Source organism: Cupriavidus lacunae, assembly GCF_003353055.1.
Lineage (GTDB): Bacteria > Pseudomonadota > Gammaproteobacteria > Burkholderiales > Burkholderiaceae > Cupriavidus > Cupriavidus lacunae.
The window spans coordinates 1-13,274 of sequence record NZ_QKWJ01000092.1 but is presented as its reverse complement, the minus strand read 5'-3'; the positions used below and the strand labels follow the sequence as shown (position 1 = coordinate 13,274).

At 69.2% G+C, this 13,274-nt stretch carries 8 protein-coding genes; 5 read left to right on the top strand and 3 right to left on the bottom strand.

What is annotated here, in order from left to right; genetic code table 11:
• Positions 1 to 110: 110 nt before the first annotated feature.
• A complete protein-coding gene (locus DN412_RS36415) occupies positions 111 to 1,511 on the bottom strand; it encodes a sigma-54-dependent transcriptional regulator (protein ID WP_115215981.1) in 1,401 nt (466 codons plus the stop codon).
• Between the two features lie 337 nt (positions 1,512 to 1,848).
• Between DN412_RS36415 and DN412_RS36410 the strand changes: the two genes are divergently transcribed.
• A complete protein-coding gene (locus DN412_RS36410; RefSeq protein ID WP_115215980.1) occupies positions 1,849 to 2,883 on the top strand; it encodes a sigma-54 interaction domain-containing protein in 1,035 nt (344 codons plus the stop codon).
• Here DN412_RS36410 and DN412_RS36405 read toward each other — a convergent pair.
• Together DN412_RS36405 and DN412_RS36400 are read right to left on the bottom strand one after the other, a co-directional pair.
• Entirely contained in the window at positions 2,868 to 4,838 is a 1,971-nt protein-coding gene (locus DN412_RS36405; RefSeq protein WP_244222964.1) for a hybrid sensor histidine kinase/response regulator, read from the bottom strand. The two genes, DN412_RS36410 and DN412_RS36405, sit on opposite strands and share 16 nt — an antisense overlap.
• Positions 4,839 to 5,039: 201 nt before the next feature.
• Positions 5,040 to 6,044 carry an SDR family oxidoreductase gene (locus DN412_RS36400; RefSeq protein WP_078201124.1) on the bottom strand — a complete coding sequence of 335 codons (1,005 nt, stop codon included), beginning with the start codon at positions 6,042 to 6,044 and terminating at the stop codon, positions 5,040 to 5,042.
• A gap of 257 nt (positions 6,045 to 6,301) precedes the next feature.
• Here DN412_RS36400 and ligD point away from each other — a divergent pair, with 257 nt between their 5' ends.
• The 4 genes from ligD to ku all read left to right on the top strand — a co-directional run bounded on the left by ligD (position 6,302) and on the right by ku (position 13,048).
• Positions 6,302 to 8,977 carry a DNA ligase D gene (ligD, locus tag DN412_RS36395; RefSeq protein ID WP_115215978.1) on the top strand — a complete coding sequence of 892 codons (2,676 nt, stop codon included), beginning with the start codon at positions 6,302 to 6,304 and terminating at the stop codon, positions 8,975 to 8,977.
• Positions 8,978 to 9,049: 72 nt separating this feature from the next.
• Entirely contained in the window at positions 9,050 to 9,454 is a 405-nt protein-coding gene (locus tag DN412_RS36390) for a hypothetical protein (RefSeq protein ID WP_115215977.1), read from the top strand.
• A 315-nt stretch (positions 9,455 to 9,769) separates the two neighbouring features.
• A complete protein-coding gene (locus DN412_RS36385; protein WP_115215976.1) occupies positions 9,770 to 11,785 on the top strand; it encodes a hybrid sensor histidine kinase/response regulator in 2,016 nt (671 codons plus the stop codon).
• A gap of 222 nt (positions 11,786 to 12,007) precedes the next feature.
• A complete protein-coding gene (gene ku, locus DN412_RS36380) occupies positions 12,008 to 13,048 on the top strand; it encodes a non-homologous end joining protein Ku (protein WP_115215975.1) in 1,041 nt (346 codons plus the stop codon).
• Positions 13,049 to 13,274 lie beyond the last annotated feature (226 nt).

Here is a 13,274-nt window from a genome sequence, read left to right as displayed (position 1 = left end):
GGGTTGTTGCATTGCAAGGAAGCAAGAAACGTGCTGCGCGGGTCGCAGCCGGTGCCCGGCTTGCGCCCGAATCCCGCCATCCCCGTCGCTACAAGCCATGGCGCGCACTGTCACCCGGTTGCCGACGAACCCGTGTCGTTGCGCGAGGCGCGCAGCCACTCCGGCAATTCGCCGCGGGCGGCATAATCTTCCAGCCGGTTGTACAAAGTCTTGAGGCTGATCCCCAGGATCTCCGCGGCATGCTTCTTCACGCCGGCACACTGTTCGAGCGTGGCGAAGATCAACTGGCGGTCGGCGTCGGCCAGCGACATGCCCACCGGCACCGACACCACCGCCGCGCCCGGGGCCTGCGTGGCCGCGACCTGCAGCGGCACCTGCACTTCGATGATGAGGTCATCGTCGGCCATGATGAAGGCGCGCTGCACGAAGTTGCGCAATTCCCGCACATTGCCGGGCCAGGCGTGCAGGCGCAGGCTGTCCAGCACATTGGGCGCAAAGCGGCGTTGCGTGCCCTGCTCGGCGTTGAGTTGCTCCAGCATCATATTGGCGATCTGGATCACATCGTCGCCGCGCGCGCGCAGCGGCGGCAGTTCCACCGGGAATACATTGAGGCGGTGGAACAGGTCGGCGCGCAGCTTGCCGTCGGCCACCGCCTCCTCGGGGTTGCGGTTGGTGGCTGCCAGCACCCGCACATCGGCATGGCATTCGCGGTTGGTCCCCACGCGCATGAAGGTGCCTGTCTCCAGCACCCGCAGCAGCTTGACCTGCAGCTCCGCCGGCATCTCGGTGATCTCGTCCAGGAACAGGGTGCCGCCGTCGGCGCGCTCGAAATAGCCCTTGTGCTGGCGGTCCGCGCCGGTAAAGCTGCCGCGCTCGTGCCCGAACATCTCGCTTTCGATCAGCGTGGGCGAGATCGCGCCGCAGTTGACCGCCAGGAACGGCTGGCGCCGGCGCGAGGACAATTCATGTACGGTCTGCGCGGCAAGTTCCTTGCCGGTGCCGCTTTCGCCGATCAGCAGCACGGTGGCTTCAGTGGGCGCCACGCGCGCGAGCTGATCGTAGACCACCTGCATCACCTCGGAGCTGCCCATGAGCCGGCCAAAGCGGCCATAGCGCCGTAGTTCGCCGCGCAGCGAATGGATTTCCGCGCGCAGTTCGCCCGTGGTGGCCAGGCGCTTGAGCACGGTCTGCAGGCGTGCCACGTTGATGGGCTTGACCAGGTAATCGGTCGCGCCGGCGCGCAGCGCTTCCACCGCGCTTTCCACGCTCGCGTAGCCGGTGGTCAGGATCACCTCGACACCAGAGGCGCCGACTTCCTCGAACAGTTCCATGCCGTTGCCGTCCGGCAGGCGCAGGTCGGCAACGATCGCTTCCGGCATGCGCCAGCCGATCTGCAGCCGCGCTTCGCGCAGCGTGCCGGCGGTGGCGGAGGTGAAACCTTCCATGGCCACGATCTCGGCCAGCGCGGCGCATGCGTTCTCGTCGTCATCGACAATCAGGATGTGGGGCATACGATCCGTCAGTGAGACCTAATCGAAACTTGGGCAAAACCGATGGGGCACCTGCTTCCGGAAAGGGACGTCCGTCGGCACGCTCCATGCGTGGCGGGCACGACGGACACAGGGGCGGTACGGCTCTGACTGCGGACTCTGGTCCACATGGCTGGCCCACACTGCGTATTGGAAGTCTAAGCCCGGGCCGGCACGGTCGTTGCCGGTGTCCGTCTGACAGACGTGTCGGAACTTTCCGCGCAGGCCCGCGCAGCTATGGCAACCCCTCCCGGCAAGGGCTAGCATAGAACTTCTGCCGACAACCGCACCCCAAACCGAGTCTCCATCGGCCCCCACCGTGCCATTGACAGCCAGCACATCGCGGCGCAGTAATGCCGCACCCGCTTCAGGCCAGCCTGCCGGCGCGGCCGCGCCCCGCCGGGCCCTGCCGTCACAGGTGTCGCTGCTGCGGGAAAGCACATCGCCCGCGATGCAGCGCGTGCTGGCCCAGATCGAGCGCGTGGCGCCCACCGACGTCACCATGCTGGCGGTAGGGGAAAGCGGCTCGGGCAAGGAAGTGGTGGCGCGCGCCGTGCATGAGCGCAGCGCTCGCCGCAACGGCCCCTTTGTCGCTGTCAACTGCGGCGCCATCCAGCCCACCCTGATCGAGTCCGAATTGTTCGGCCATGAGAAAGGCGGCTTTACTGGCGCGATCGAGCAGAAGGCCGGCTACTTCGAGCAGGCGCAGGGCGGCACGCTGTTTCTCGACGAAGTCACCGAAATGCCGCTCGAGATGCAGATCAAGCTGTTGCGCGTGCTGGAGGGCCGCACCTTCCACCGTGTCGGCGGCGATACGCCGATCGCCACCGACGTGCGCATCCTGGCGGCCACCAACCGCGACCCGGTCGAGGCGGTGCGCAGCGGCCATTTGCGTGAAGACCTGCTGTACCGGCTGGCCGTGTTTCCGCTGCACATCCCGCCGCTGCGCGAGCGGCCCGAGGATATCGTGCCGCTGGCACGCCACTTCCTGGCCGAATACAACGCCATGGAGCGCACCGACAAGTCCTTCTCGGCGGGTTCGCTCGAGCGCCTGGTCCGCTACGACTGGCCCGGCAATGTGCGCGAGCTGAAGAACGCGGTCTACCGCGCCTTCATCCTGGCCGACAAGGTCGTGGAGATCGGCAATCCCAACCTGTCCACGCAGCCGCCGCGGCCCACTACCGTCGACGGCGTGGTCAACGTGCGCGTCGGCACCACCCTGGCCGATACCCAGCGCGAGATCATCATGGCCACGCTGGCGCGCTTTGACGGCGACAAGCGCCAGGCCGCGCGTGCCCTCGGCATCAGCCTGAAGACGCTGTACAACCGCCTGGACGCCTACCGTTCCTTGTGAAGCGGCCTGGGACAGGGCGCCACCGGCTCGGCCAGCGCACGCGACAGCGCATCGATCGCCAGCGGCTTGGTCAGGTGCGCATGGAAGCCGGCCAGCTTGCTGCGGCGCCGGTCCTCTGCAGTGCCGCGCCCGGTCAGCGCCAGGAACTGCACCGCGCGGCCGCCGCTAGCCTCGCGCAGCGCCTGCAGGACTTCATAGCCCGACATGTCGGGCATATGCAGGTCCAGCAGCACGCAATCCGGACGGAATTCGGCGGCCACGGCCAGCGCCTGGTGGCCGCCGTGGGCGGCGCGCGCCTCGTGGCCGAGCATGGCCAGCAGTTCGGCCATGCTGTCGGCCGAATCGGCATTGTCGTCCACCACCAGCACGCGGCGGTGCGGCATCTTCCCGGGTGGCAGCGTGCCGGCCTCGGGCGGGCGCGCCGTGGCGCGCGGCAGGATCACCGTGAAGGTGCTGCCCTTGCCCGCGCCGGCGCTGTCGGCCTGGATCGCGCCGCCGTGCGCTTCCACCATGGCCCTGGCCAGGGCCAGCCCGATGCCCAGCCCGCTGGGGCTGCCGGTGTCGTTCTCTTGCGCAAACAGGTTGAAGATGCGATCCAGCGCTTCGCGCTCCAGCCCACGGCCGGTGTCCGAAACCGCCGTGACCACGCGCGCCGGCTCCACGCTCACCCGCACGCTGACGGTACCGCCGCGCGGCGTGTACTTGGCGGCGTTGCTGAGCAGGTTCAGCAACACCTGGCCCAGCCGCGCGGCGTCGGCGCGCACGTAGGGCGAGCTTTGCGGCAGCGACACCACCAGTTGCTGGCCGGCGGCCTCCAGCGTGGGGCGGATCGCCTCGATGCTGGTGATCACCACGTCGTTGTATGACGTCGAAGTCAGCTCCATCTTCATCTTGCCGGCGGTCACGCGGCCCACGTCGAGCAGGTCGTTCACCAGCCGCTCCAGCTGGCGTAGCTGGCGTTCGATGATCTCCGCGCAGCGGCGCACGCGCGGCGCGGTGTCCGGGGTCAGCGCGATCACCTCTACCGCATTGCGCACCGGCGCCAGCGGATTGCGCAGCTCGTGCGCCAGGATGGCCAGGAACGATTGCAACCGGCGGTTGCCGGCTTCGAGCGTTTCCAGCCGCAGCGCCTCGCTCAGGTCGCGCGCGGTCCACAGCAGGCCAGTGGGGCAGCCTGCCGCGTCGCGCACCAGCACCATGCGCGTCTGGCAACGCACCACCGAGCCGTCATTGCGTGCCAGGCGCGAGTCGCCGGCCCATTGCCCGCAGGCGCGCGCAGCCTCCAGCGCGGCCCGGTCGCGCCCCGCGGCGGCATCCTGGCGCGTATAGAGCCACGCCAGCGGCTGGCCCAGTGCCTGCGTCTCGGCGTAACCGGCAAGTGCCTGCGCGCCGACGTTCCAGCTGCGGATGGTGCCGTCGAGGTCAAGCTCGCATACCGCCGTGCCGGGCAGGTTCCCGGCCAGCAACCGCAACCGGTCGGCTGCCAGCCGCGCATGTTCGGAGGCGGCGTGCTGCACGGTGGTATCCCGGCATGACACGATAAAGCCGGTCGCTGCCAGGGCTTCTGCCAGTACGCCGCCATTGCCGGACGCAGCGTCCGCAACATCGGCCAGGCCGATGCTGCGCATCACGCAACTGGCGCTCAGCAGGCTGCCGTCGCGCCGCACGCGCCAGCCGTCATCGCGCGCGCTGCCGGCCTGCGCGGCCGCATCCAGCCATTGCTGCGGCAGCCCGGCGGCAACGTCCTCGGGGCGGTGCAGAGAGGAAAGATGGCGGCCAGTGATCTCGGCGGCGCTGTAGCCAAACACGCGTCGCGCCGGCTCCGGCCACGCCACGATGCGCCCGTGCGCATCGATCTCGAACACGGCGCAGTCTTCCACCGCATCCAGCAGGCGCCGGTACTGTTGCGCCAGCTGGCCGCCATCGTCCGGCGGCAGGCCGCCGGGCTCGGTCATGGGGGTTGTGCAAACATCTTTTGCCGCTTGCGGCTCGGACATAAGCGCACCTTCGGTGTGGTTGGTGTGGTGACGAACAGCGCGCAGGGCCAAATGCCCGCGAGCGCGGGCATCCGAGTCAATGATAGCCGTTGGCGGCCCATGCACGACCCGTTCCGCGCGCGTCGCGGTCACGACGCGCACGGTTGTCGTGCGGGCCGGCTAGCGCCGGCGCAACTGCACCATCGCCGCGACCGCGGCCGAAGCGCCGACCAGAAGCGCCGTGGCCAGCATGGGGTACCGTGCCGTGGTGGTGTAGGGGCACGAATGCAGCGCGGCACGGGTGCCGGTGCGTTCCTGCAGGCCGCTGCCGCTGCCATACAGCGCGTTGTCCTCGATCGGACCGGCCGGATGGCGCGTCTGCTGCGCACGGCCCATGAAGCGGCGCATGAAGCGGTCGAAGGTGTGCGGTGCATGGTACGCGGCGGCGGAGAACGCCTTGGCGGCCGCGCCGACAAACAGCTCGCGGCGCGGATTCTCGGCGGCAAACAGGATGGCGTCGGCGGCCAGCGCCGGGTCATACAGCGGCGGCGGCAGGCGTGGCTCGACATCGAGGAAATTCTTGGCATGCATCGCCAGCGGTGTCTCCAGCCCCGCCGGCTTGATCAGCGTCACGCTGACCGGCACCTGCTCCTGCTCCAGTTCCAGCCGCAGCGAATCAGTAAAGCCCTTGATCGCATGCTGCGAGGCGGAGTAGGCGCTCTGCAGCGGCATGGGGCCGTCGGCGGCCTCGCTGCCCATGTTGATGATGGCGCCGCCGTGCTCGCGCAAGTGCGCTGCCGCCGCCAGCGAGCCATGCACGGTGCCCCAGTAGTTGGTGTCGAACAGGCGCCGCTGGTCTTCCAGCGGCACATCGCAATGGCGCCCGAAGATCGTCACGCCCGCATTGTTGATCCAGGTATCAAACCCTCCGAAGCGCTCGATGGCGGCCTGCGACACCTTGCCAACCTCTTCATGCTTGCCGACATCGGCCACGATGGTGATGACTTCGCTACCCTGCCCGCGCAACTCTTCAGCCAGCTGATGCAACGATCCCTCGCTGCGCGCCACCAGCACCAGGCGCGCGCCCTGCTGCGCCGCCTTGCGCGCGGTGACCAGGCCCACGCCGCTGCTGGCGCCGGTCAGGACAATGACCTGCGAGCCAATTTTCTTCAGGGACGGTTTCATCTGCCGCTTCCTTCTTGGGGGGCCCGGCACGGCGCCGGGCATGCCGGTTGGGAGTTGCAAGGAGCGTTCCCGTCGCGCGCCGCCTGCGGGGGCGGCAGCGGGGCAAGGCGACCACGGCAGATTTACAAGACCCGGTAAGAACCACATGCTCCGCCATGCCCTCGCCCTACCGCGCCGCGGTGCTGTAGGACGAGCGCCGATTTCAGCCGCGGCATGTGCTGCCTAAGCTGGATGCATCCACGCAACCGGCGACAGCCATGGCCAAGACAACGCGACAGGATCCGGGTGGGCGGCGCACCGCTGCAAAAGGCACAGCCAGGCCCGCCAGCAAGACCGGCAGCAAACCCGCCGCCAGATCCACCGGCAAGTGCGCCGGCACCGCCCGCCCGGCGGCACGCGGCACGGCGGCGCTCGACAAATACCGCCGCATGCGCGACTTCGGCGCCACGCCCGAACCCGGCGGCGCCGCCGCGCGCACCCGCGCCACGCCGCGCAAGCGTGCCGCGGCGCTGTCTTTCGTGATCCAGAGGCATGCAGCGCGGCGGCTGCACTATGACTTCCGCCTTGAACTCGGCGGCAGGCTGAAAAGCTGGGCCGTGCCCAAGGGGCCGAGCCTGGACCCCGCCGACAAGCGCATGGCGGTCCATGTCGAGGACCATCCGATGGACTACGCCGGCTTCGAGGGCGTGATCCCCGCCGGCCACTACGGCGCCGGCACGGTCATCGTCTGGGACCGCGGCACCTGGGTCCCGGTGGGCGATCCGGAAGCGGGTTACCGCAGCGGCAAGCTCAAGTTCGAACTGCGTGGCGAGAAGCTGCACGGCCACTGGACCCTGGTGCGCATGCACGGCAGCCGGCAGAAGGAGCAGGACGCATGGCTGCTGATCAAGGAGCGCGATGAGGCCGCCGTGCCCGCGTCGCAGTTCGATGTGGTCGAGGCCCTGCCGGATAGTGTGTTGGGCGGCACGCTACGCAAGCCTTCGACAAAGCGCGCCGGCAAGGCGCCGGCGCCCGAGGCGGTCCCGCCGGACATCGGCAGCGCCATCAAGGCGCTCAAGCCGCCACGCGGCGCACCCCGCGCGGCGTTGCCGCTGGCGCTGGCGCCGCAACTGGCCACGCTGGTCGAAAAACCGCCGCCCGACTCCGACGCATGGCGCTACGAGATCAAGTTCGACGGCTACCGGCTGCTGGCGCGCATCGACGGCAAGGATGTGCGGCTGTTCACCCGGCAGGGCCATGACTGGACCAGCAAGCTGCGCGCGCTGGGCCTGCGCGAGGGCTGGCTCGACGGCGAGATCGTGGTGCTCGGCAAGCATGGCGAAACCGATTTCCAGGCACTGCAGAATGCCTTCGATACCTCGCGCGTCGAGGGCATCCGGTACTTCGCGTTCGACCTGCCCTACTTCGCCGGCCACGACCTGCGCAAGGTGCCGCTGGCAGAGCGCCGCGCGCTGCTGCGCCGGATCTTCGAGCACAACGCCTCGCCGCGCCTGCAGTTCAGCGAGGACTTCGAGGCCAGTGCGGGCGACATGCTCGATGCGGCCTGCCGCATGAAGCTCGAAGGCGTGATCGGCAAGCGCGCCGATTCCGGCTACGTCAGTGCGCGCAGCAATACGTGGATCAAGCTTAAATGCACCTTGCGCCAGGAATTCGTGGTGACGGGCTTCACCGACCCCAAGGGCAGCCGCACGGGCATCGGCTCGCTGCTGCTCGGCGTGCACGATACCGGCGGGCGCCTGCGCTATGCGGGCAATGTCGGCACCGGCTTCGACACCCGCACGCTGGATGACCTGCGCGCGCGGCTGGACGACCTGCGCGCCGATTCGGCGCCGTTCGAAACCGTGCCGGCCGGCGTGCGCGGGCACTGGGTCAAGCCCAAACTGGTAGCGGAAGTCTCTTTCGGCAGCTGGACCCGCGAAGGCCGCGTGCGCCATGCGGTCTTCCACGGCCTGCGCACCGACAAGCCCGCGGGCGCGGTCTCTGTGGAACGGCCGGCGGCGCCGGCGGGCAAGGGCAGGGCCGCGGCCAGGCGCCCGACCGCTGTCGGCGGCAAGGTCTCGATCAGCCATGCCGGGCGCGTGATCGACACCGATTCGGGCCTGACCAAGGGCGATCTGGTGCACTACTACGAGCGCGCCGCGCCGCTGATGCTGCCCCACCTGCGCGGGCGCCCGATCGCGATGGTGCGCGCGCCTTCAGGGGTGGCGGGACAGCAGTTTTTCCAGCGACACAGCGACACACTGCGCGTGGACGGCCTCAATGTGCTCGACCGCGACCTGTGGCCGGGGCATCCCGCGCTGCTCGAGATCGTGTCGGCCGAGGCGCTGGTGGCGGCGGCGCAACTCAACGTCATGGAGTTCCATACCTGGAATGCCAGCAAGCGCAGCATCGACCGCCCCAACCGGATCATCTTCGACCTGGACCCGGGAGAGGGCGTGCCGTGGGCGCATATGCAGGAAGCGGCCAGGCTGATGAAGGCGCTGCTCGATGAACTCGGCCTGGCCAGCTTCCTGAAGACCAGCGGCGGCAAGGGCCTGCATGTGGTGGTGCCGGTGACGCCGCGCGCGGGCTGGGACGAGCTCAAGGACTTTGCGCATGACGTGGTGCTGCATGTCGCCGCGACCTTGCCGCAGCGCTTTGTCGCCAAGAGCGGCGCGCGCAACCGCGTCGGCAAGATTTTCATCGATTACCTGCGCAACAGCATGGGCGCCACCACCGTGGCGGCGTTCTCGGCGCGCGCGCGGCCAGGGCTGGGTGTGTCGATCCCGGTGTCATGGGAGGAACTGGACACGCTGACCGGCGCGGCGCAATGGACGGTGGCAAACGTCGGCCCCCGGCTCGATGCCCTGGAAGCCGACGACCCGTGGGCGGACTATGCCGGCACCCGGCAGGCGATCACGCGGGCCGCGGCCCGGCTCGCTCGCGTCCGGTAGCCATTGCCGCCGCTGGCGGCACATTTCTTGCCCCTGGGTAGCATGGCCATGCCGCAAGAACACGGAGAAACGATGATGAGCGAACTCAGGATCCGAGGAGCCATCCGAGCCGCCGGCACCACCGGCGCGGCACCGCGCAACCGCCGCGGGCTGCGGCACCTGCTGATCTCCTGCGCCATGCTTTCCTTCGCGGCCGGTCCGGTGCAGGCGCGGCTGCCCGCGCCGACGCCCGAGCAGCAGCAGGCCGCCGAGGCCAAGAAAGCCAAGGAAGACGAAGCAGCCCGGCAGCAAGCCGATGCCCTCGCGCAGGTACAGGACAAGGTTGCCGCCCGCTTTGGCAAGGGCGCGACCCCCACCGCCGCCACCGAGCCCGGCAAGGTCTCGCAGAAGGCGGCCGAAGCGCCGGGCACAGCCGGTCCGCACGGCGGCACGTCCCCCAGCGCCGAGGCGCATAGCGGCGAGGCAGTCCGACATTGAGGCTCTCCGGAGCAGCCAGCACATCGACGCCGTGGCAGGCGCCCCCGCGCCGCCTGCCCGGCACGTCTCTTGCCACAGCGAAGCGGAGGACCTCTGCAAATGCCGCAGCCATGTTGATGCACAAGGGGATGGCGATGGATGCGTTAGACAGATATGCAAGAATTACAAGGGCCAGGCGCGTCAGCCTGGTAAGCCTTACACGGCACACACGAAGGCCTGCGCAGTTTTACACCACGTGCGGGCGGGCACCGGGGCGCCCGATGTCGATGGGCCAACACTTCGGGCCGGCGCATACGCGCCCGTCAGCGTGAAGCCATGAAGCAGCAAACCAATCGCGCGCCGCTGATCCTCAATGTCGAGGACCGCGAAGGGCCGCGCTACGTCAAGAGCCGCATCCTGCATCGCGGCGAGTTTTCGGTGATCGAGGCCGTGACGGGCCACTCGGCGCTGTCGCTGGTGCGCCAGCACGCGCCCGCACTGGTGCTGCTGTCGGCCAGGCTGCCCGACATCAGCGGGCTGGAGGTGTGCCGCCTGCTCAAGGACGATCCGCAAACTGCGCGCACGCTGGTGCTGCTGACCTCGCCAGGGCTGGCCCAGTCGCGCCAGCGCGTGGAAGCGCTCAATTGCGGCGCCGACGGTTACCTGGTGGAACCCGCCGAGCCCGAGGAACTGCTGTCGAGCATCCAGGCGCTGCTGCGCCTGCGCGGGGCCGAGGACGCGTATCACCGTACCTCGCGGGCCCTGCACGAGCATGAGGACATGTTCCGCCAGCTGGCCGAGTCGCTCGCCGACGTGGTGTGGATCCTCGACCCTGCCACGCAGCGGCTGCTGTTTGCCAGCTCATCGTTCGCGGCGCTGTGCGGCCACCCGGCCGAACTGCTGATGGACGACCCGCGCCGCTGCCTGGACCGCGTGGCGCCAGCCGACCGCGCGCGCGTGGAAGCGGCCGTCGCCAGCATGCTGCGCGACGGCAGGATGGACATCGAATTCCAGATCACCCTGGCCAGCGGCGAACCGCGCGAGATCCGCGCGCGGGCCTTTCCTGTGCGCAGCAGCGACAGCGCGGAAGCGGCGCCGGCCGGTGACGGCACCCCGCCGTTGCGCATCGCCGGCATCTGCCAGGATGTGACGCTGCAGAACCGCGCCGGGCGCACACTGCGCGATGAAGAACGGCGCAAGGACCAGTTCCTCGCCATGCTGGCGCATGAACTGCGCAATCCGCTGGCACCGCTGCGCAGCGCGGCGGACCTGTTGCAGCAGCTGGCGCCGACGCGCGAAGACATGTTCCGCGCGCGCGACATCATCGGCCGGCAGGTGCATCACCTGACCCGGCTGGTGGATGAGCTGCTCGACATCTCGCGCTTCAACCAGGGCCGCATCACGCTGCGCCAGGACCTGGTGGAATTGCGCACCGCGCTCAATACCGCGGTCGAAGCCGTGCGCCCGGTGCTGGACGCCTACCGGCACACGCTGCGCCTGTCGCTGCCCGAGCAGCCGCTGCCGGTGCGTGGCGACCTGGTGCGCCTGACGCAGATCTTCAGCAACCTGCTGCAGAACGCCGCCGCGTACACGCCGGCGGGCGGAGAGATCGTCGTGGAAGCCGGTTTTGACGACAGCGCGCCCGGCGCGGCCCCCGACGCCGTCTCCGGAGGTCACGTCATGGTGCGGGTGCACGACAACGGCGCTGGCCTGTCGGAGGCGCTGCAGCGGCAACTGTTCGATCCGCTCGCGCGCCAGGACGACGCCGCCAGCCCTGAGCCGCCGCACAGCGCGTTCACGCACGACGGTCCGGGCATCGGCCTGACCCTGGTGCAGAAGCTGGTGCGCCTGCATGGCGGCACCATCCGCGCCTACAGCGCCGGCCCGGGACAGGGCAGCACCTTCACCGTGATGCTGCCGGTCGAGCCCTGGCAGAACTGGCACCCCGGCTCCGGCAAGGCCGCCCCTCGCCGCGGCATGCCGCGCCGGATCATGGTGGTCGACGACAACGCCGACGCGCTGGAGGCAATGACGATGACGCTGCAGACCCTGGGCCACACAGTAGTGACTGCCCCGGACGGCCCAAGCGCGCTTGTGCGCGCCACCGATGCGCGTCCGGAGGTGGTGCTGCTGGACCTGGGCATGCCTGCCATGGACGGCTTCGAGACCGCCCGCCGCCTGCGCGCGCTGCCCGAGATGCGCGGCGCGACGCTGGTCGCGCTGACCGGCTTCGGCCAGCCGGAGGACCGCCGCCGCGCGCTGGAAGCGGGCTTTGACAAGCACCTGGTCAAACCCGCCGACCTGGACGCACTGACGCGGCTGCTGGACGAACTGGACGCAGGCCGCGCCTAGCGCGAGGCCATGCCAGCGCCGGCCGCCGCCTTCCCCCCCATCCCTGAACCAGGAGTTTTTCGTGCATACCACGCCCGATCCCGACATCCCCCCGCGCGAGCCCGAAGTCCCGCCGCAGGAGCCACCGCCGGGCCCGCCTCAACCCGTGGTCGACCCGCCTCCGGGCGACATGCCGCCACCGCCCCCGCAACGCGCCGGCGCAACTGGCAAAGGAGCGATCAAGTGTCCCGCATCATCTGGAAAGGCGCCATTGCCTTTGGCCTCGTCAACATCCCTGTCGTGCTGCGGCCCGCGTCGCGCAATCAGACACTGGACCTGGACCTGCTAGACGTGCGCGACATGGCCCCGGTAGGCTACCAGCGCATCAACAAGAGCACCGGCAAGCCGGTCGACAAGGAGCATATCGTCAAGGGCTACCAGTACGCCAAGGACGAGTACGTGCTGCTCAACGAGGAGGACTTCCGCCAGGCCAATGTCGAGGCCACGCAGACCGTGGACATCGTCAGCTTTGTCGATGCCGAAAGCATTCCGCCGTACTACTTCGACACGCCCTACTACCTCGAACCCGACAAGCGCGGCGAGCGCGGCTACGCGCTGCTGCACGAGACCATGCGCCGCACCGGCAAGGCCGCGCTGGGGCTGGTGGTACTGCGCGCGCGCCAACACCTGGCGGCGATGCTGGTGCACGACGACGCGCTGGTGCTCAATACCATGCGCTTTGCCGACGAGGTGCTGCCCATCTCCGAACTGCACCTGCCCAAGGCGGCCACCGGCAAGCCCGCCGGCGCGCACGCGCGCGAAGTCGAGATGGCAACCAAGCTGGTCGAGGACATGAGCGAGGACTGGGCACCGGAGCAATACCGCGACACCTACCGCGACGACCTGATGGCGCGCATCGACGAAAGGATCGAATCCGGCAAGAGCCACCAGCTGACCCAGCCGGCGGATGAGGAAGAAGCGCCGCGCCAGGGCGCCAAGGTCATCGACATGGTGGCGCTGCTGCGCCAGAGCCTGGGCAAGCGTGGCAAGCCAGCCAAAGACGAGGAAGAAGCCGAACCCGCGCGGCGCAAGGCCCCCGCACGGCACGCCGCGGCCCGCAAGCAGCCGGCTGCAAAGCGGGCCAGCACCACGGCAGCCAAGCGTACCAGCCGCACCAGCAGCACCCGCACGACCACAGCCAAGCGTGCGCCGGCCAAGCGCGAATCGCAGGCGCCCGCCGCGCGCAAGAGCCCGGGCACTATGGGAAGAAAGCGCGCGGCTTAGGCCGGCACTGCCGTCACCCGAATCCCGATTGTGTTCTCCCTCTCCCGCTTGGGAGAGGGCCGGGGAGAGGGCCGGAGTTTCCACGAAGTCCAAGCTAGATCCTCTCCAGAGAAACGAATTGAAGACGGCTGCCGTGAGGGGGCCATTATCATGAAGCTGTCCCCACGGGATGGATCTGGAAGCCAAGGGCAGTCGCGCGGCGCCGTAGCGCGGCGATGCTGCGCTG